Consider the following 17,677-nt stretch of genomic DNA (forward strand, 5'->3'; position numbering starts at 1 on the left):
GCCGCGTGCGGGAGAATGGGCGCATGACTCTGTTCCGCGACGACGGCATCGTGCTGCGCACCCAGAAGCTGGGCGAGGCGGACCGGATCATCTCGCTGCTCACGCGCGGCCACGGACGGGTGCGGGCCGTGGCCCGGGGCGTACGGCGGACGAAATCCAAGTTCGGCGCCAGGCTGGAGCCGTTCTCCCATGTCGATGTGCAGTTCTTCGCGCGCGGCGGCGAACTCGTCGGCCGCGGGCTCCCGCTGTGCACACAGAGTGAGACCATCGCACCCTACGGTGGCGGGATCGTCACCGACTACGCCCGTTACACCGCCGGGACGGCGATGCTGGAGACCGCCGAGCGGTTCACCGACCACGAGGGCGAGCCGGCCGTGCAGCAGTATCTGCTGCTCGTCGGCGCGCTGCGCACGCTCGCCCGCGGTGAGCACGCGCCCCACCTGGTCCTCGACGCCTTCCTGCTGCGCTCCCTCGCCGTCAACGGCTACGCCCCCAGCTTCGGTGACTGCGCGAAGTGCGGCATGCCCGGGCCGAACCGGTTCTTCTCGGTCGGGTCCGGCGGTTCCCTGTGCGCCGACTGCCGGGTGCCCGGCAGCGTCGTACCCTCGCCGCAGGCCCTCGTCCTCCTCGGCGCGCTGCTTACGGGAGACTGGGGGACCGCGGACGCGTGCGAGCCGCGGTACGTCCGGGAGGGGAACGGGCTGGTGTCGGCCTACCTGCACTGGCACCTGGAGCGCGGGCTGCGCTCACTGCGGTACGTGGAAAAGTCATAGGCACGGCGTCGGCGCCGACGGCGCGGACACCGTAGTAGGGAGACGAGAAGCACATGGTCGTACGCGGGATCCTGGGGCGCCGGCGGCGCGAGTACAAGGCGCCGGAGCCGCACCCGTCCGGTGCCCGCGCGCCGAAGCTTCCCGGCGAACTGGTCCCCGAGCACGTGGCCATCGTCATGGACGGCAACGGGCGCTGGGCCAAGGAGCGCGGGCTGCCCCGGACCGAGGGGCACAAGATCGGTGCGGAGCGGGTGCTGGATGTGCTCCAGGGCGCGGTCGAGATCGGCGTCCGCAACATCTCCCTGTACGCCTTCTCCACCGAGAACTGGAAGCGCTCGCCGGACGAGGTCCGCTTCCTGATGAACTTCAACCGCGACTTCATCCGCAAGACCCGCGATGAACTCGACGCCCTCGGCATCCGGGTGCGCTGGGTGGGCCGCATGCCCCGGCTGTGGAAGTCGGTCGCCAAGGAACTCCAGGTCGCCCAGGAACAGACCAAGGGCAACGACCGGCTCACCCTGTACTTCTGCATGAACTACGGCGGCCGGGCCGAACTGGCCGATGCGGCGCGGGCGATGGCCGAGGATGTGCGGGCCGGCCGGCTCGACCCCGCCAAGGTCAGCGAGAAGACCATCCAGAAGTACCTCTACTACCCGGACATGCCGGACGTCGACCTGTTTCTGCGGCCGAGCGGCGAGCAGCGCACCTCCAACTACCTGATCTGGCAGAGCGCCTACGCCGAGATGGTCTTCCAGGATGTGCTGTGGCCCGACTTCGACCGCCGTGACCTGTGGCGCGCCTGCATCGAGTTCGCCTCCCGCGACCGACGCTTCGGCGGCGCGATCCCGAACGAACAACTGCTGACCACGGAAGGAAAACCAGAAGAATAAAGAAAAGAAGAAACCACCCCACCAATCAGGCGCGGCTGAGCGCAACCCCCCAGGGGCGCCCAAATTGGCCCCGCTAATCAGGCGCGGCGAGGCGCAATCCCCTGGGGGGCGCGGGGAACGGCGCGCCAAGCCACAACGAACCGGCACCCGGCAACCGAATCCGCACACGAAACGGCGTTCAGCCGCGCCAATTTCGCCCCGCTAATCAGGCGCGGCGAGGCGCAATCCCCTGGGGGGCGCGGGGAACGGCGCGCCAAGCCACAGCGAACCGGCACCCGGCAACCGAATCCGCACCCAAAACGGCGCGCCCCCCGGCTCAACCTGCGGCGCACTCCGCACAGGTCCCAAAAACCTCCACCGTATGCGCCACATTCACAAACCCGTGCTCCGCCGCGATCGCCTCCGCCCACTTCTCCACCGCGGGCCCTTCCACCTCGACCGCCTTGCCGCAGCTACGGCACACGAGGTGGTGGTGGTGTTCGCCGCTGGAGCAGCGGCGGTAGACCGACTCGCCGTCGGAGGTGCGCAGGACATCGACCTCACCGGCGTCGGCGAGGGACTGGAGGGTGCGGTAGACCGTGGTCAGGCCCACTGAGTCGCCCTTGTGCTTCAACATGTCGTGGAGTTCCTGGGCGCTGCGGAACTCGTCGACCTCGTTCAGGGCCGCCGCGACGGCGGCCCGCTGACGGGTCGCGCGGCCCTTCACGGGCGTTCCTGCGGTCGTCACGGGATGCCTCCTCACAGTCTGCGTCTGCCGGGCCATTGTGCCAGTCCGGCCCGTGCGCAGTCAGACGCCGACTTCGTCGTCGGCCCCCCGGGTGACCGGAATCGAGCACTCCGCGGGGTCTCCGGCCGGCTGCGCGGCGGCGAGCGCCCGGGCGCGGCGCCGGGCCAGCGGCGTGGCCAGCGCCGTCAGCAGCACGAACGCGGCGATCGTCAGCAGCACGATGGTCGCGCCCGGCGGCACGTCCTGGTAGTACGACGTGATCGTGCCGCCGATCGTCACGGAGACACCGAGGGCGACGGCGATCGCGAAGGTGGCCGCGAAGCTCCGGCTGAGCTGCTGGGCGGCGGCCACCGGGACCACCATCAGCGCGCTCACCAGCAGCAGGCCGACCACGCGCATGGCGACGGTCACGGTGACCGCCGCGGTGACCGCCGTCAGCAGGTTCAGCGCCCGCACCGGCAGCCCCGTGACCCGGGCGAACTCCTCGTCCTGGCTGACCGCGAACAGCTGGCGGCGCAGCCCCAGGGTGACCAGGACCACGAACGCGGCCAGCACACAGATCGCGGTGACGTCGGACTGCGACACGGTCGACAGCGAGCCGAACAGGTACGAGGTCAGGTTCGCCGTGGAGCCGGTCGGCGCGAGGTTGATGAACATGACACCGCCGGCCATGCCGCCGTAGAAGAGCATGGCGAGGGCGATGTCGCCGCGGGTGCGGCCGTACCAGCGGATCAGCTCCATGAGGATCGCGCCGAGTATGGAGACGGCGGTGGCCATCCACACCGGCGAGGTGGACAGCAGGAAGCCGAGGCCGACGCCCGTCATCGCGACGTGGCCGATGCCGTCGCCCATCAGGGCCTGGCGGCGCTGGACGAGGTAGATGCCGATGGCGGGGGCGGTGATGCCGACCAGGACGGCGGCGAGCAGGGCCCGCTGCATGAAGGCGTAGTCGAGGAAGTCCATCAGCTCAGCAGTCCCGTGCGGATCGGATCGGCGCCCGCGGGTGCGTGCGGGTGCACATGGTCGTGGCCGGGCAGGGCGTGCTGGCCGACGGCCCGGGGCGGTGGGCCGTCGTGCAGTACGCAGCCGTCGCGCAGGACGACCGCCCGGTCGATCAGGGGCTCCAGCGGGCCGAGTTCGTGGAGCACCAGCAGGACCGTGGTGCCCTGTGCGACCTGCTCGCGCAGCGTTCGGGCGAGTACTTCCTGGCTGGCCAGGTCGACGCCCGCCATCGGCTCGTCCATGATCAGCAGTTCGGGTTCGGCGACCAGGGCGCGGGCGATCAGGACCCGCTGGTGCTGGCCGCCGGACAGGGCGTTGACGGAGTCCTTCGCCCGGTCGGCCATGCCGACGAGGTCCAGGGCGCGGTGCACGGCCGCGCGGTCGGCCCGGCCGAACAGCCCGAACCGGGTGCGGGAGAGCCGGCCGGAGGCGACGATCTCGGTGACCGTCGCGGGCACCCCGCCGGCCGCGGTGGTCCGCTGCGGTACGTAGCCCACGCGCCGCCAGTCCCGGAACCGCTCCCGGTCCGTGCCGAACAGTTCGATCTGCCCGGCGCCGAGCGGTACTTGCCCGATGACGGCGCGGATCGCGGTGGACTTGCCGGACCCGTTCGCGCCGAGCAGCGCGACGACCTCACCGCGGTGCACGGTGAGGTCGATGCCGCGCAGGACGGGGCGCGAGCCCAGCTCGGCGTGTACGCCGCGCATCGATATGACGGGCTCGCCCTTGACGTCGTCGACGCCCATGCCGTCCTCCGTAACGATCGGAACGATCACTTGCCGCCCAAGGCGGTCTGCAGCGCCTTGAGGTTCGCCTCCTGGACCGAGAAGTAGTCCTTGCCCCGGGACTGGTCCGTGATGCCCTCGATCGGGTCGAGGACATCGGTCTTCAGCTGTGCGTCCCGGGCGATGGTCTTCGCGGTCTTGTCGCTGACGAGCGTCTCGTAGAACACGGTGGTGACGCCGTCGGCCTTGGCCATCTTCTCAAGGTCCTTGACCCGGGCCGCGCTGGGCTCCGACTCGGGGTCGAGGCCGTTGATGGCCTCCTCGGTCAGGCCGTAGCGCTCGGCGAGGTAGCCGAAGGCGGCGTGCGTGGTGATGAAGACCTTGGTCTTCGTGTTCGTCAGGCCGTCCTTGAACTGCTTGTCGAGGTCGTCGAGCTTCTTGACCAGGGCCGCGGTGTTCTTCTTGTAGTCGGCCGCGTGGTCGGGGTCGGCCTTCTCGAATGCCGTGCCGACGCCCTGGGCGACCTCGGCGTAGCGCACCGGGTCGAGCCAGATGTGCGGGTCCTTGCCGCCGGACTCCTCGCCCTCGTGGGAGTCGTGCTCGGCCGCGTGCCCGCCGACCTCGTTGCCGTGCTCCTCCAGGGTGGTCAGGGAGGCGGCGTCGATCTTCGTCTTGATCTCGGACTGGGCGACGGCGTCGTCGACGGAGGGCTGGAGGCTCTTGAGGTAGAGCACCGCGTCGGACTCCTGGAGCTGCGCGGTCTGCTTGGCGCTGATCTCCAGGTCGTGCGGTTCCTGGCCGGGCTGGGTGAGACTGGTGACGTGGACGTGGTCGCCGCCGATCTGCTCGGCGAGGAAGGCCATGGGGTAGAACGACGCGACGACGTCGAACTTGCCGGTGTCACCCGCCGCGGAGCTGTCGCCGGAGCAGGCGGAGAGGGTGGCTATGCCGAGGGCGGTGGCCGCGGTCGCCGCGGCGGTGGGTATCAGGCGTCGTCGTACGTTCATGACAGTCATTTTCAGCAAATATGGAAACGGTTGTCAACAAACTCCCTCGGGGTCCTGAGGGGCCCACCGATTTGGTCGAGGGGGAGCCTGCGCCGGTAACCTGAGGCATTCGCTGGAAGCACCTCGCTTCGTCGCCCGTCGTCGTAATGAAGAGAGCACCGTGGCCGCCGACAAGATCGACACCATCGTCAGCCTGAGCAAGCGCCGTGGCTTCGTATTCCCCTGCAGTGAGATCTACGGCGGCCAGCGTGCCGCCTGGGACTACGGGCCCCTGGGTGTCGAGCTCAAGGAGAACATCAAGCGCCAGTGGTGGCGCTACATGGTGACGTCGCGCGAGGACGTGGTCGGTCTCGACTCGTCCGTCATCCTGGCCCCCGAGGTCTGGGTGGCCTCCGGCCACGTCGCGACCTTCACGGACCCGCTGACCGAGTGCACCGCCTGTCACAAGCGGTTCCGCGCGGACCATCTGGAGGAGGCGTACGAGGCCAAGCACGGCCGCATGCCGGAGAACGGCCTCGCGGACGTCAACTGCCCCAACTGCGGCAACAAGGGCCAGTTCACCGAGCCCAAGCAGTTCTCGGGCCTGCTGTCCACCCACCTCGGCCCGACGCAGGACTCCGGCTCGGTCGCCTATCTGCGCCCGGAGACCGCCCAGGGCATCTTCACCAACTTCGCCCAGGTGCAGACCACTTCGCGCCGCAAGCCGCCGTTCGGCATCGCCCAGATGGGCAAGTCGTTCCGCAACGAGATCACGCCGGGCAACTTCATCTTCCGCACCCGCGAGTTCGAGCAGATGGAGATGGAGTTCTTCGTCAAGCCGGGCGAGGACGAGAAGTGGCAGGAGTACTGGATGGAGCAGCGCTGGAGCTGGTACACGGGCCTCGGCCTGCGTGAGGAGAACATGCGCTGGTACGAGCACCCGAAGGAGAAGCTCTCCCACTACTCCAAGCGCACGGCCGACATCGAGTACCGCTTCAACTTCGGCGGCAACGAGTGGGGCGAGCTGGAGGGTGTCGCCAACCGCACCGACTACGACCTGGGCGCCCACTCCAAGGCCTCCGGCCAGGACCTGTCCTACTTCGACCAGGAGGCCGGCGAGCGCTGGACGCCGTACGTCATCGAGCCGGCGGCCGGTGTCGGCCGTGCGATGCTCGCCTTCCTGCTCGACGCGTACGTCGAGGACGAGGCGCCCAACGCCAAGGGCAAGATGGAGAAGCGCACGGTGCTGCGGCTCGACCACCGGCTCGCCCCGGTGAAGGTCGCCGTGCTCCCGCTGTCCCGCAACCCGCAGCTGTCCCCGAAGGCCAAGGGCCTCGCCCAGACGCTGCGCCAGCACTGGAACATCGAGTTCGACGACGCCGGCGCCATCGGCCGCCGCTACCGCCGCCAGGACGAGATCGGTACGCCGTACTGCGTGACGGTCGACTTCGACACGCTGGACGACGACGCGGTCACGGTCCGCGAGCGTGACTCGATGAAGCAGGAACGCGTGTCGCTGGACCAGATCGAAACCTACCTGTCCACCCGCCTCCTGGGCAGCTAGCCCCCACCGGAAACCCCGCCCCGCCCAGGGCGCACCTGCGCCCTGGACACCACCCCGGGGCCTGCCGCCCCCGCCCCACCCCCGGCCCAGCCCCCTCGGCCCTCGTTCATGGGGGCTGGGCATCCCGCATCCGTCCGCACGTGGGCCGAGAAAGGTCCACGGAGAACAACGCAACCAACCACGACGGCGGGCCAGCCAAGGGATGTCAGTCGCCCTCGAAGGGGCGCGGGGAACTGCGCGCCCAGCCACGACGGTGGGTCAGTCAACGGACGGTGGTTGCCCCCGGAGGGGGCGCGGGGAACTGCGCGCCCAGCCACGACGGTGGGTCAGTCAACGGACGGTGGTTGCCCCCGGAGGGGGCGCGGGGAACTGCGCGATCAACCACGACGGCGGGCCAGCCAAGGGACGTCAGTCGCCCTCGAAGTTCGAAGGGGCGCGGGGAACTGTGCGCCCAGCCACGACGGTGCCGCAGTCAACGGTCGGCTGATGTCCCCGGAGGCGCGCGCGCGATCAACCATGACGCTGGGTCAGTCAACGGTCGGCTGATGTCCCCGAAGGGGCGCGCGCGATCAACCACGACGGTGCCGCGGTCAGCGGTCGGCTGATGTCCCCGAAGGGGGCCGCCCCGGCAGCCGACCGACGGCCACAGAAGCCCCGCGCGCCAAGCGGAGCGTTTCCGTCGACGCCAGCCGCGAGGCGACCCGCTCCGCGGTCCCCCGCGCCCAGCGCCCACTGGTCAGCGCGCCGAGGACAAGCACCGCGCCCCCGCACGCGGTGAGGATCCACCAGCCCGGCCGCGCCGCGTCGACGAAGGCCGGTGCGAAAGCGGACGCGCCGACGCCGGCCGCGAGCACGGATCCGATCACCGCGACCCCGAGCGTCTGCCCGAGCTGCCGGCTGGTGGAGGCGACGGCCGCCGCGACCCCGGCCTGGGCCCGCGGCATGCCGGAGACCGCGGTGTTGGTGATCGGCGCGTTCACAAAGCCGAAGCCGATGCCGAACAGGACGTAACCGGCGAGCCGGCTGAGGTCCGAGGTCTCCGCGTCGAACGCGGCGAACAGCACGCCGCCCGCGGTCATCGCGACGCCCGCGATCAGCAGCGGCAGCCGCGGCCCACGGCTGCCGACGAGCCGCCCGGAGAGCGGCGCGCACAGGAATGTGGGCGCGGCCATGGGCAGCATCCACAGGCCGGCGTGCAGGGCGTCAAGGCCGCGCACGCTCTGTAGGTACAGGGTGGACAAGAACAGGAAGCCGCCCAGCGTGGCGAATGCGCTGATGGCGATGACCGTGGCACCGCTGAACGGCGCGGAACGGAAGAACCGCAGGTCGATGAGGGGTTCCGGGCGTCGGGGCTCGTACCGCAGCAGACCCAGCAGGGCGATCAGGGCGATGGCGGCGAAGGGCAGCACCGTGCCGGCGCCGGAGTGGGGCGCCTCGATGATGGCGTAGGTCAGCGCGCCGAACAGGGTGATCACCAGCAGCTGGCCGACCGGGTCGGGCCGACGGGCGTGCGGGGCGCGGGACTCGGGGATGTAGCGCAGGGTGAGCAGCAGGGCGGCGAGGCCGATCGGGATGTTGATCCAGAAGATCGCGCGCCAGTCGACGGCCTCCACCAGCAGGCCGCCGACGAGGGGGCCCGCGGCCATGGATATGCCGACCACGGCCCCCCAGGCGCCGATGGCGCGGGCGCGTTCACGCGAGTCGGTGAAGGTGTTGGTGATGATCGACATGGCGACCGGGTTGAGCATCGAACCGCCGACGGCCTGGACCATGCGGAAGGCGACCAGCGACTCCAGGTTCGGCGCGAGGGAGCACAGCAGTGAGCCGGCGGTGAACACCACGAGGCCCGCCATGAAGACCCGTTTGCGGCCGATCCGGTCGGCCGTGGAGCCGGCCAGCATCAGCAGCGAGGCCAGCACCAGCGTGTACGCGTCGATGGTCCACTGGAGCCCTGAGGTGGTGGTGTGCAGTTCGCGCTGCATCGACGGCAGGGCCACGTTCAGGACCGTGTTGTCCAGGCTCACGATCAGCAGACTCATACAGCAGATCGCCAGGACAAGCGACCGTCGGCGGGGGCTGAGCTGGTGCATGGGTTCCAGCGTACGCCCATATCGATAGTGCGTCTAACTAATGGCTTATGCAGGGGTCGTGGCCCGGGTTGTCCACAGGCACGGACGAGCACCCGCCGGAATACGGGACAATGGGGCCATGCCCACGCCGTCGACCACCCTCGTGTCCCCTCTGCGGATCGGCCCGCACACGGTGCAGCCGCCCGTCGTGCTCGCCCCCATGGCCGGGATCACCAACGCGCCCTTCCGTACGTTGTGCCGGTCCTTCGCCGAAGGCGGCTCGACGGCGGGAGCGGGCGGCCTCAGAGGACTGTTCGTGAGCGAGATGATCACGACACGGGCGCTGGTCGAACGCAACGAGAAGACCATGCAGCTGATCCACTTCGACGCCACGGAGAAGCCGCGCTCGATCCAGCTGTACGGCGTCGACCCGGCCATCGTCGGCAAGGCCGTCCGCATGATCGCGGAGGAGGGCCTGGCCGACCACATCGACCTGAACTTCGGCTGCCCGGTGCCCAAGGTGACGCGCAAGGGCGGCGGCTCGGCCCTGCCGTACAAGCGCAACCTGCTGCGGGCGATCCTGCGCGAGGCGGTCGCCGGCGCGGGCGACCTGCCGGTGACCATGAAGATGCGCAAGGGCATCGACGACGACCACCTCACCTACCTCGACGCGGGGCGGATCGCGGTCGAGGAGGGCGTCACCGCCATAGCGCTGCACGGCCGCACCGCCGCCCAGCACTACGGCGGCACGGCGGACTGGGCGGCCATCGCCCGGCTCAAGGAGCATGTGCCGGAGATACCGGTACTCGGCAACGGCGACATCTGGTCGGCCGAGGACGCGCTGCGGATGGTGCGCGAGACCGGCTGCGACGGGGTGGTCGTGGGGCGCGGCTGCCTCGGCCGGCCATGGCTGTTCGCGGACCTGGTCGCGGCCTTCGAGGGGCGTGCGCAGGACATCATGCGGCCGACCCTGCGCGAGGTCGCCGACGTCATGGTCCGGCATGCGGGCCTGCTCGGCGAGTGGATCGGCGACGAGGCGCGGGGCGTGATCGACTTCCGTAAGCATGTCGCCTGGTACCTCAAGGGCTTCGCGGTCGGCTCGGAGATGCGCAAGCGCCTGGCGATCACCTCGTCCCTCGCCGAACTCCGGGCCGGCCTGGACGAGTTGGACCTCGACCAGCCCTGGCCCGCCGGCGCCGACGGCCCCCGCGGCCGTACCTCGGGCAACAACCGGGTGGTCCTGCCGGACGGCTGGCTGACGGACCCGTACGACTGCGCGGGCGTCACCGGCGACGCCGAACTGGACACCTCGGGCGGCTGACGCCCTCTCGACAGCCCCACGCCGCCCGTCCGAGACTGGGCGGCGTGGGGGACAGCGCGGTGTGGGTCGCGGCACTCACCGGCGCCACGGCCGTGGTGGCGAGCTGGGTGACCAACCTCGGCAACGTCCGGGCGGCCAGGGCACAGGCGGAGGCATCGGCGGCGGCCGAACGGGCGGGACGGGTACGGGAGTCACGGCGGGCCGCCTATCTGGAGCTGATGGCGCGGGCCCACGACATGAGCGAGCTGTACCGCAAGGTGGTGGACGCCGGGTTCCAACTCGGCGACGGCGACGCCTACCTGGCCCGGATCCAGGAACTGCGGCGGTCCGTGCGGGAGGCGTACGCCCCGCTGATGCGCTGCGTGCGGACCATTGCCCTGGAGGGCCCCGCCGGGGCGGCCTCGGCGGCGCGGACATTGCTCGGCGCGGCGACCGAGGTCAGCAGGTCCCTGTGGCAGGTGGCGCGGGGCGAGCCCGAGGCCCGGTCCCGCTTCGAGACGGCCCGGGAGTCCTACGCGGTCTGCCTGGAGCGGTTCGTCGACGCGGCGCGCGCGGCGATGGAGGCGCCCTGAGGCAGGCCGGCCCGGCGGGGCACCCCGCCGGGCCGGCCCTTGTTCGGTATGGGGCGGTCAGTTCTCCTTCGGGTGGGGTGTCGAGCCGTACGCCGTCAGGAAGCGGTCGCGGAAGGCGCTCATCTTCCAGACCGGTGCGTCGTGCGCCGGGCGCAGTCCATCGGTCCAGCCCCAACTCGCGATCTTGTCAAGGACCTTGGGGTCCTTGGCGACGACGGAGATCGGCACGTCGCGGCTGGCGTGGTTGCCGCTGACCCGGGCGATGGGCTGGTGGTCGCCGAGGAAGACCAGCACCGTGTCGTCGGTGCCGTAGCGCTCCAGCCACTGGGCCAGGGCGGTCACCGAGTACTGGATCGACTTGCCGTACTCCGCACGGGACTTCGTGGTGTCGGCGATGACATCGGCCGGCCTGCTGCCCGCCGCCTCGATGTCCCGGAAGACCGAGCCGTCCCCGATCCGGTCCCAGTCGACCAGCTTCGGGACCGGCGCCCAGGGCTGGTGGCTGGAGGTCAGGATGATCTCCGACATCAGCGGCTTGTCGCGGTGCTTGCCGTGCACCCGTTGCTGGAACTGTTCGAGCGCGTACTGGTCGGGCATCGTCGACCAGCTGAACTTGGGTCCCTGGTAGCCCAGTTGGAAGGCGTTGTAGACCTTGTCGAGGCCGAACCAGCGCTGCTCGGGCCAGCCTTTCTGCACCCCCGGCATGACGCCGACCGTGTCCCAGGCGCCGCTCTTCTGGAACGCCTTGGTGAGACTGAGGTGGTCGCTGGCCATGACGGTGCGGTAGCGCTGCTGGTTGTTGATCCACAGGCCCGACATGGTGCTGGAGTGGCCGAGCCAGCTGTTGCCTCCGTACGTCGCCGAGGTCAGCCAGCCGCTCTTCGCGTGGAAGCCGGCCTTGGCCAGGGCCGCGGTGTTCGCGGTGAGGGACTTGTCGACGCCGGGCGCCATGATCGGGTCCTCGATCGCGCTGCGGCCGTAGCTCTCGACGAAGGTGAAGATCACGTCCTTGCCGCGCAGATCGGTCAGCAACTGGTCGGGAGGCGTGTTCCCGAAGGCGTCCACCTTGGCCACCTTCTGGAACTCCGCCTCGTCCCTGAGCGTGTCCGCCACCCGGTGGGCCTGGATCTGCACGGCCGTGGCGGTACGGTCGGCGGCGATCGGCACGCCGGAGATCTGCAGGCCGAAGGCGGTACAGGTGATCCAGGCGACGGCGGCGATCAGGGCGCCCCTGGTGGCCCGGCCGCCGTGCCGGGCCACCAGGTTGGCCAGGCGGATCGTGGCCAGGCTGAGCAGCACGAACAGCAGGAGGACCAGGACGGCGACGCCGGCCATGGCGGCGAGGGTGGCGGTGCGGCCGAGGGAGTCCTCCAGATACGACTCGGCGTCGGTGAGCAGGCTCCAGTCGAGGACGAGGTTGAAGCTGCGGCCGAGGTATTGGTTGAAGCCCATGTCGAGGAGGTTCAGCACGGTCAGCGCGGCGAGCGCGGCCCCGGCGAGACCGGCGAGCGCCATGCGCGGCCTGCGCGGCAGCGCCAGGGCCAAGGCGGCGCCGATGACCGCCTCGCCCGGTATCCGCAGAAACTTCATGGGCCCGAGCCCGACGACGCTGTTCGGCAACACCAGCGCCCCGACCACCAGCCCCGCGCAGACCAGGGTGACCCCGACGGACACCCCCCGCTCCGCGCGGGGATGCGTCCCCCGCCACCTTCGTATCCCGCGCCCCCAACGTGAAAAGGCACCCCCGGCCCTACGCTTCTCGGCCTCGCCCCCACTCGCCGACCCTTCCCCGGCTCCGCCTTGCCCGTCCCGGCCTTCGGTCTCGGGCTGGCTCGCGACGGGGCTCTCGCCGACGTCCCCGCCCCCCGACTCGTCCCCGGCCTCGGTTTCGGGCTTGGTCCGGCGCTCGGTTCGGGACTCGCCCCCGCCTGTCGATGCGCCCGTGGCCTCGGGCTGCCCGTCCTCGTCTTTGCTCGCGGGCCGGTCTTCGGCTGCGGGCCTGGGCTTGTCCCCGGTCCCTGCCTCGGGCTCGGTCCCGACCTGCCCGCCCTGGGCTTCGACCTCGGGCCGGTTTCCGGCAGAGGCCTCGCCCGCGTCCCCGCCCCCCGACTCGTCCCCGGCCTTGCCTTCGGACTCGGTTCGGGTTTCGGGCCTGGTTCCGGGGCTTGGCTTGGGCTTGGCTCCGGCCTGGTCGGGCTCGGCCCCGTCCTCAACTTGGCGCTGGGTTCGGGGGGCCTCGCCGTTCCCGGTCCTTGGCCCGGAGACGGTTGCGGGGTCGGTTTCGGCGCTGGGGTTGGTCCGGGGCTCGGCCTCGGGGGGCGTCGGCCCCGCGTCCTCCGGACCGCCTCCGGGTGTGCCCTTGGCCGACTGCGCCGGTTCAGTGGCCGTGGGTGGGGCTGTCGTCGGCGTACCGTCCTCGGCATCCGCCGGTTCAGGGGTGGCCGGTTCCGGGGTTTCCTGCGAGGCCGCTGTCTCCTTCGTACCGGCCTCGGTTTGCGGCGGCTCCGGTGGGGTGTTGGGCTCGGGCTCCGGGTTTCCGGAGGTTGCCGGTGCCTGGCGTGTGGTCATGTGCTGGGGCAACCCGGGGGTCCTTTCGCGCGCGGCCCGTGCTGGGCGGCGGGCCACGCTGGGGAGGCTGGGCTTGGCCGGGAGTTCCCGGCCCGCCTGGCCCGCCGCCATCCCGTACGGCTCCCCGCCCGCTCCCGTTCACAGCACTCGGCAAACACCGGGCAAACGCCCGGTCAACCCGTCGACTACGCCCCGCCCACCGCGGTGAGCAGGGCCGACGGGGCCGCCGCCGACCGTGATTCCCGTACGCAGGCGTACGGATGGGGTACCGGCTCCACGTGGCGGCCTTGGCCGTACCCCGCGAGCGCTTCCGGCAGCCGGTGACCGGTCGCGGTGGCCGCGTCGACCAGGGCGTGGGCGACCGTGCGTGCCCCGTCGTGCAGGCCATGGCGGACCAGGCCCCGGGCGATCAGCGCGTTGTCGTACGGCCGGACCGACTCGCGATGGTGGGACAGCGGATGGCGGGCGGGCTGGCCGGAGGCCGGCGTGCGGACGCCCCAGCCGGAGAAGAAGTCCGGTTCCAGGCGCCAGCGCCCCACCTGCTCGCCGTACTCCTCGTCCAGCGGCCCGGACCACGGCAGACGCCCGGCGTCCGAGGCCGGCACGTCCACCGGCCGGCCCTCGTCGGCTGGCGCGAGGGCCGGGAAGGAGCGCTCCCGCATCCAGAGGTCCCGTCGGAAGCGGTCCCGCAGATCGGCCGCCGTCTGTCCGGGCAGCGCCGCGTACGTCCGGCCCGAGCGGCGTGCGCACGACGCAGTCCCGCCACACCGTGCGTGCGACCCACGCCGTGCGGCCCAGCACGTCGTGCGCGTGGCCTGGGCCCCGGCCGCCATGACCGGCCCGCTCGGGCGGGTGCCGTCGGCCGAGCAGCCGGCGCCGGGGGAGTCCTTGTCGCTGGCCGCGCAGTCCCCGCGCCCCCTTCGGGGCACCTGTCGTCCGTCGGCTGCCGCGCCGGCATGGCTGGTCGCGCGATTCCCCGCGCAGCTTTGTCGCACGGTTCCTCGCGCCCCTTCGGGCGCCGTCGGCCCCGGCTGTGCTGGGCGTCCGCATGGTGAAATCTGGCTGGGTGTGGCAGCGTGATTCTCGCCACCCTTGATATGGGTTGCGCTCAGATGAGCGGATCATGGACGGCTGCACTTCTCCAAGGGGTGGCACTCGGTGCCACCCCTTGATCGTTCATCGGACGAAATCAGACGTGCCTCGACCCGCTCGTATGAGCAGGGTGTGAGGCGCGAAGGCCCTCCATCCGTTCGAGAAGTGAAAACATCGGCTGCCAGATGCTTGCCCGTCCTTGACTTTCGATCCCGTGGCGGACGGCTGGTTACGGGCGTATGACGCGCGAGTGGACGTACCCAGGTGCCTTCGATCTGGGTATGTTCCTCGCCGTCAGGGCAGCCACCGCGGCCTCAAGGAGTCGAGTCCCGTGTCGGAAAACAAAGATCCTCAGGCACCCGCGTCGGGCGAAAGCGTTGAGAGCGTGAAGTTCGTCTATGACTTCACCGAGGGCAACAAGGACCTCAAGGACCTCCTGGGCGGAAAGGGTGCGAACCTCGCCGAGATGACCAATCTCGGTCTCCCGGTCCCCCCGGGCTTCACCATCACCACCGAGGCCTGCAAGGTCTACCTCGACAGCGGTGAGGAGCCGGCGGCACTGCGTGACGAGGTGAGTGCGCACCTCGAAGCCCTCGAAGCGGCCATGGGCAAGAAGCTCGGACAGGCCGACAGCCCCCTCCTCGTATCGGTCCGTTCCGGGGCGAAGTTCTCGATGCCCGGCATGATGGACACCGTCCTGAACATCGGCCTGTCCGACGAATCCGTGCGCGGCCTCGCGGAGCAGGCCGGCGACGAGCGGTTCGCCTGGGACTCCTACCGGCGGCTCATCCAGATGTTCGGCAAGACCGTCCTCGGCATCGACGGCGACCACTTCGAGGACGCCCTCGACAAGGCCAAGGAGGCCAAGCAGGTCACGGTCGACACCGAGCTTGCCGCGGCGGACCTGAAGAAGGTCGTCGGCACCTTCAAGAAGATCGTCAAGAAGGAGACGGGCCGCGACTTCCCGCAGGACCCGCGCGAGCAGATGGACCTCGCTATCAAGGCGGTCTTCGACTCCTGGAACGGCGACCGGGCCAGGCTCTACCGCCGTCAGGAGCGCATCCCGCACGACCTCGGCACCGCCGTCAACATCTGCTCCATGGTCTTCGGCAACCTCGGCCCCGACTCCGGCACCGGAGTCGCCTTCACCCGCGACCCGGCCAGCGGCCACCAGGGCGTCTACGGCGACTACCTGCAGAACGCGCAGGGCGAGGACGTCGTCGCGGGCATCCGCAACACCGTGGCCCTGGCCGAGCTGGAGAACATCGACAAGCCGTCGTACGACCGGCTCCTGCAGATCATGGAGATCCTGGAGAACCACTACAAGGATCTCTGCGACATCGAGTTCACCATCGAACGAGGCCAGCTGTGGATGCTGCAGACCCGCGTCGGCAAACGCACCGCCGGCGCCGCCTTCCGTATCGCCACCCAGCTGGTGGACCAGGGCCTGATCGACGAGACCGAGGCGCTGCAGCGGGTCACCGGCGCCCAGCTCGCCCAGCTGATGTTCCCGCGGTTCGACGAGCACGCCAAGACCGAGCAGGTCGGCCGGGGCATCGCGGCCTCGCCGGGCGCCGCGGTCGGCAAGGCGGTCTTCGACTCCTACACCGCCGTCAAGTGGTCCCGCTCGGGTGAGAAGGTCATCCTCGTCCGCCGCGAGACCAACCCCGACGACCTGGACGGGATGATCGCGGCCGAGGGCATCCTGACCTCCCGCGGCGGCAAGACCTCGCACGCGGCCGTGGTCGCGCGCGGCATGGGCAAGACCTGTGTCTGCGGCGCGGAGGACCTGGAGGTCGACACCAAGCGGCGCCGGATGACGGTGCCGGGCGGGCATGTCGTCGAGGAGGGCGATGTGATCTCCATCGACGGCTCCAGCGGCAAGGTGTACCTCGGCGAGGTCCCGGTGGTCCCGTCCCCGGTCGTGGAGTACTTCGAGGGCCGGATGCACGCGGGCGCCGACGACGCCGACGAACTGGTCGAGGCCGTGCACCGGATCATGGCGTTCGCCGACCGCAAGCGCCGGCTGCGGGTGCGCGCCAACGCCGACAACGCGGAGGACGCGCTGCGGGCCCGGCGCTTCGGCGCCCAGGGCATCGGCCTGTGCCGCACCGAGCACATGTTCCTCGGCGACCGGCGTGAGCTGGTGGAGCGGCTGATCCTGGCCGATACGGAGGCGGAGCGCGAGGAGTCGCTGAAGCAGCTCCTGCCGCTCCAGAAGCGGGACTTCGTCGAGCTGTTCGAGGCGATGGACGGGCTGCCGGTGACGGTCCGGCTGCTCGACCCGCCGCTGCACGAGTTCCTGCCCGACATCACCGAACTGTCGGTGCGCGTGGCGCTCGCGGAGTCCCGGCAGGAGCCGCACGAGAACGAACTGCGGCTGCTCCAGGCGGTGCACCGGCTGCACGAGCAGAACCCCATGCTGGGCCTGCGCGGTGTCCGCCTCGGCCTGGTCATCCCCGGCCTGTTCAGCATGCAGGTCCGGGCGATCGCGGAGGCCGCGGCCGAACGCAGGAACGCCAAGGGCGACCCGCGCGCCGAGATCATGATCCCGCTCGTCGGCACCGTCCAGGAGCTGGAGATCGTCCGCGAGGAGGCCGACCGGGTCATCGCCGAGGTGGAGCAGGCGACCGGCACCGGGCTGAGGCTGGCGATCGGCACCATGATCGAACTGCCCCGTGCCGCGCTGACCGCGGGCCAGATCGCCGAGGCCGCCGAGTTCTTCTCCTTCGGCACCAACGACCTCACCCAGACGGTGTGGGGCTTCAGCCGCGACGACGTCGAGGCGTCCTTCTTCACCGCCTACCTGGAGAAGGGCATCTTCGGCGTCAGCCCGTTCGAGACCATCGACAAGGACGGCGTCGGCTCTCTGGTGCAGGCGGCGGCGAAGGCGGGCCGCGCCACCCGCGAGGACCTGAAGCTCGGCGTGTGCGGCGAGCACGGCGGCGACCCGGAGTCGGTCCACTTCTTCCACGAGGTGGGCCTGGACTACGTCTCCTGCTCCCCGTTCCGCATCCCGGTCGCCCGGCTGGAGGCCGGCCGTGCCGCCACCCAGTCGGCGGGCAGCGACCACCGCTGACCGCAGGCCCGCGGGACGGCGGCCCTCGCCGCCCCGCCCAGGCCCCGGAGCCGCCGACGGTCCCCGACCCTCACCGATCGACGGCGGCTCCGGCCCACCAGAAGGAGGGGCGGCACCCTGTGTGCGGGGGTGCCGCCCCTCCGGCTGCGCGCCGGACGCCCCGTGGGGAACCTGGGGTCTGGCCGTTGCGCGGTGTGTACCTCGTACGTCACGCCCCGTGGGGAACCTGGGGTCTGGCCGTTGCGCGGTGTGTACCTCGTACGTCACGCCCCGTGGGGAACCTGGGGTCTGGCCGTTGCGCGGTGTCGT

General features: G+C 70.7%; 13 protein-coding genes. 6 read left to right on the forward strand and 7 right to left on the reverse strand.

Annotation, left to right across the window (positions count from 1 at the left end; translation table 11 throughout):
* Window positions 1-23 precede the first annotated feature (23 nt).
* Together recO and ABT245_RS08890 are read left to right on the forward strand one after the other, a co-directional pair.
* Window positions 24-773 (forward strand): DNA repair protein RecO, encoded by a 750-nt coding sequence (gene recO, locus ABT245_RS08885; protein WP_351730575.1) that lies wholly within the window; start codon window positions 24-26, stop codon window positions 771-773.
* 53 nt (window positions 774-826) lie between these two features.
* Window positions 827-1,663 (forward strand): isoprenyl transferase, encoded by an 837-nt coding sequence (locus ABT245_RS08890; protein WP_351730577.1) that lies wholly within the window; start codon window positions 827-829, stop codon window positions 1,661-1,663.
* Window positions 1,664-1,979: 316 nt separating this feature from the next.
* Here the strand turns inward: ABT245_RS08890 and ABT245_RS08895 are convergent, their stop codons facing one another.
* Genes ABT245_RS08895 through ABT245_RS08910 form a run of 4 tightly spaced genes read right to left on the reverse strand, consistent with a single transcriptional unit; the run spans window position 1,980 to window position 5,124 of the window.
* A complete protein-coding gene (locus ABT245_RS08895; RefSeq protein ID WP_351730580.1) occupies window positions 1,980-2,390 on the reverse strand; it encodes a Fur family transcriptional regulator in 411 nt (136 codons plus the stop codon).
* Window positions 2,391-2,450: 60 nt separating this feature from the next.
* Window positions 2,451-3,353 (reverse strand): metal ABC transporter permease, encoded by a 903-nt coding sequence (locus tag ABT245_RS08900; protein ID WP_351730583.1) that lies wholly within the window; start codon window positions 3,351-3,353, stop codon window positions 2,451-2,453.
* Window positions 3,353-4,138: a metal ABC transporter ATP-binding protein gene (locus ABT245_RS08905; protein ID WP_351730585.1), complete on the reverse strand. Its 786-nt coding sequence runs from the start codon at window positions 4,136-4,138 to the stop codon at window positions 3,353-3,355. The genes ABT245_RS08900 and ABT245_RS08905 overlap by 1 nt, the downstream gene beginning before the upstream one ends.
* A gap of 26 nt (window positions 4,139-4,164) precedes the next feature.
* Window positions 4,165-5,124: a metal ABC transporter substrate-binding protein gene (locus ABT245_RS08910; protein WP_351730588.1), complete on the reverse strand. Its 960-nt coding sequence runs from the start codon at window positions 5,122-5,124 to the stop codon at window positions 4,165-4,167.
* 160 nt (window positions 5,125-5,284) lie between these two features.
* Between ABT245_RS08910 and ABT245_RS08915 the strand changes: the two genes are divergently transcribed.
* Window positions 5,285-6,667, forward strand: coding sequence for a glycine--tRNA ligase (locus ABT245_RS08915; protein WP_351730590.1), 1,383 nt, complete (start codon window positions 5,285-5,287; stop codon window positions 6,665-6,667).
* A 590-nt stretch (window positions 6,668-7,257) separates the two neighbouring features.
* Here ABT245_RS08915 and ABT245_RS08920 read toward each other — a convergent pair.
* On the reverse strand, window positions 7,258-8,757 hold the full coding sequence (locus ABT245_RS08920; RefSeq protein ID WP_351730592.1) for an MFS transporter: 1,500 nt from the start codon (window positions 8,755-8,757) through the stop codon (window positions 7,258-7,260).
* A gap of 118 nt (window positions 8,758-8,875) precedes the next feature.
* On the opposite strand from ABT245_RS08920, the gene dusB reads away from it, so the two are divergent.
* Together dusB and ABT245_RS08930 are read left to right on the forward strand one after the other, a co-directional pair.
* Complete coding sequence (dusB, locus tag ABT245_RS08925) at window positions 8,876-10,057, forward strand: tRNA dihydrouridine synthase DusB (protein ID WP_351730594.1); 1,182 nt, start codon at window positions 8,876-8,878, stop codon at window positions 10,055-10,057.
* A gap of 44 nt (window positions 10,058-10,101) precedes the next feature.
* Window positions 10,102-10,629, forward strand: a complete 528-nt coding sequence (locus ABT245_RS08930; RefSeq protein WP_351730596.1) for a hypothetical protein — start codon at window positions 10,102-10,104, stop codon at window positions 10,627-10,629.
* A 57-nt stretch (window positions 10,630-10,686) separates the two neighbouring features.
* Here the strand turns inward: ABT245_RS08930 and ABT245_RS08935 are convergent, their stop codons facing one another.
* Both ABT245_RS08935 and ABT245_RS08940 read right to left on the reverse strand, forming a co-directional pair.
* Window positions 10,687-12,345 (reverse strand): alkaline phosphatase family protein, encoded by a 1,659-nt coding sequence (locus tag ABT245_RS08935; RefSeq protein ID WP_502982087.1) that lies wholly within the window; start codon window positions 12,343-12,345, stop codon window positions 10,687-10,689.
* 1,037 nt (window positions 12,346-13,382) lie between these two features.
* Window positions 13,383-13,859, reverse strand: coding sequence for a glucosidase family protein (locus tag ABT245_RS08940; RefSeq protein WP_502982085.1), 477 nt, complete (start codon window positions 13,857-13,859; stop codon window positions 13,383-13,385).
* A 761-nt stretch (window positions 13,860-14,620) separates the two neighbouring features.
* Between ABT245_RS08940 and ppdK the strand changes: the two genes are divergently transcribed.
* Window positions 14,621-17,368: a pyruvate, phosphate dikinase gene (gene ppdK, locus ABT245_RS08945; protein WP_351730601.1), complete on the forward strand. Its 2,748-nt coding sequence runs from the start codon at window positions 14,621-14,623 to the stop codon at window positions 17,366-17,368.
* Window positions 17,369-17,677 lie beyond the last annotated feature (309 nt).

It is taken from the genome of Streptomyces sp. NPDC001508, assembly GCF_040298665.1.
Taxonomy (GTDB): domain Bacteria; phylum Actinomycetota; class Actinomycetes; order Streptomycetales; family Streptomycetaceae; genus Streptomyces.

Bases quoted from the DNA above. Each gene is read 5' to 3' on its own strand.
- recO (WP_351730575.1), top strand. From the start codon at position 24: ATGACTCTGTTCCGCGACGACGGCATCGTGCTGCGCACCCAGAAGCTG.
- ABT245_RS08890 (WP_351730577.1), top strand. From the start codon at position 827: ATGGTCGTACGCGGGATCCTGGGGCGCCGGCGGCGCGAGTACAAGGCG.
- ABT245_RS08900 (WP_351730583.1), bottom strand. From the start codon at position 3,353: ATGGACTTCCTCGACTACGCCTTCATGCAGCGGGCCCTGCTCGCCGCC.
- ABT245_RS08905 (WP_351730585.1), bottom strand. From the start codon at position 4,138: ATGGGCGTCGACGACGTCAAGGGCGAGCCCGTCATATCGATGCGCGGC.
- ABT245_RS08910 (WP_351730588.1), bottom strand. From the start codon at position 5,124: ATGAACGTACGACGACGCCTGATACCCACCGCCGCGGCGACCGCGGCC.
- ABT245_RS08920 (WP_351730592.1), bottom strand. From the start codon at position 8,757: ATGCACCAGCTCAGCCCCCGCCGACGGTCGCTTGTCCTGGCGATCTGC.
- dusB (WP_351730594.1), top strand. From the start codon at position 8,876: ATGCCCACGCCGTCGACCACCCTCGTGTCCCCTCTGCGGATCGGCCCG.
- ABT245_RS08940 (WP_502982085.1), bottom strand. From the start codon at position 13,859: ATGCGGGAGCGCTCCTTCCCGGCCCTCGCGCCAGCCGACGAGGGCCGG.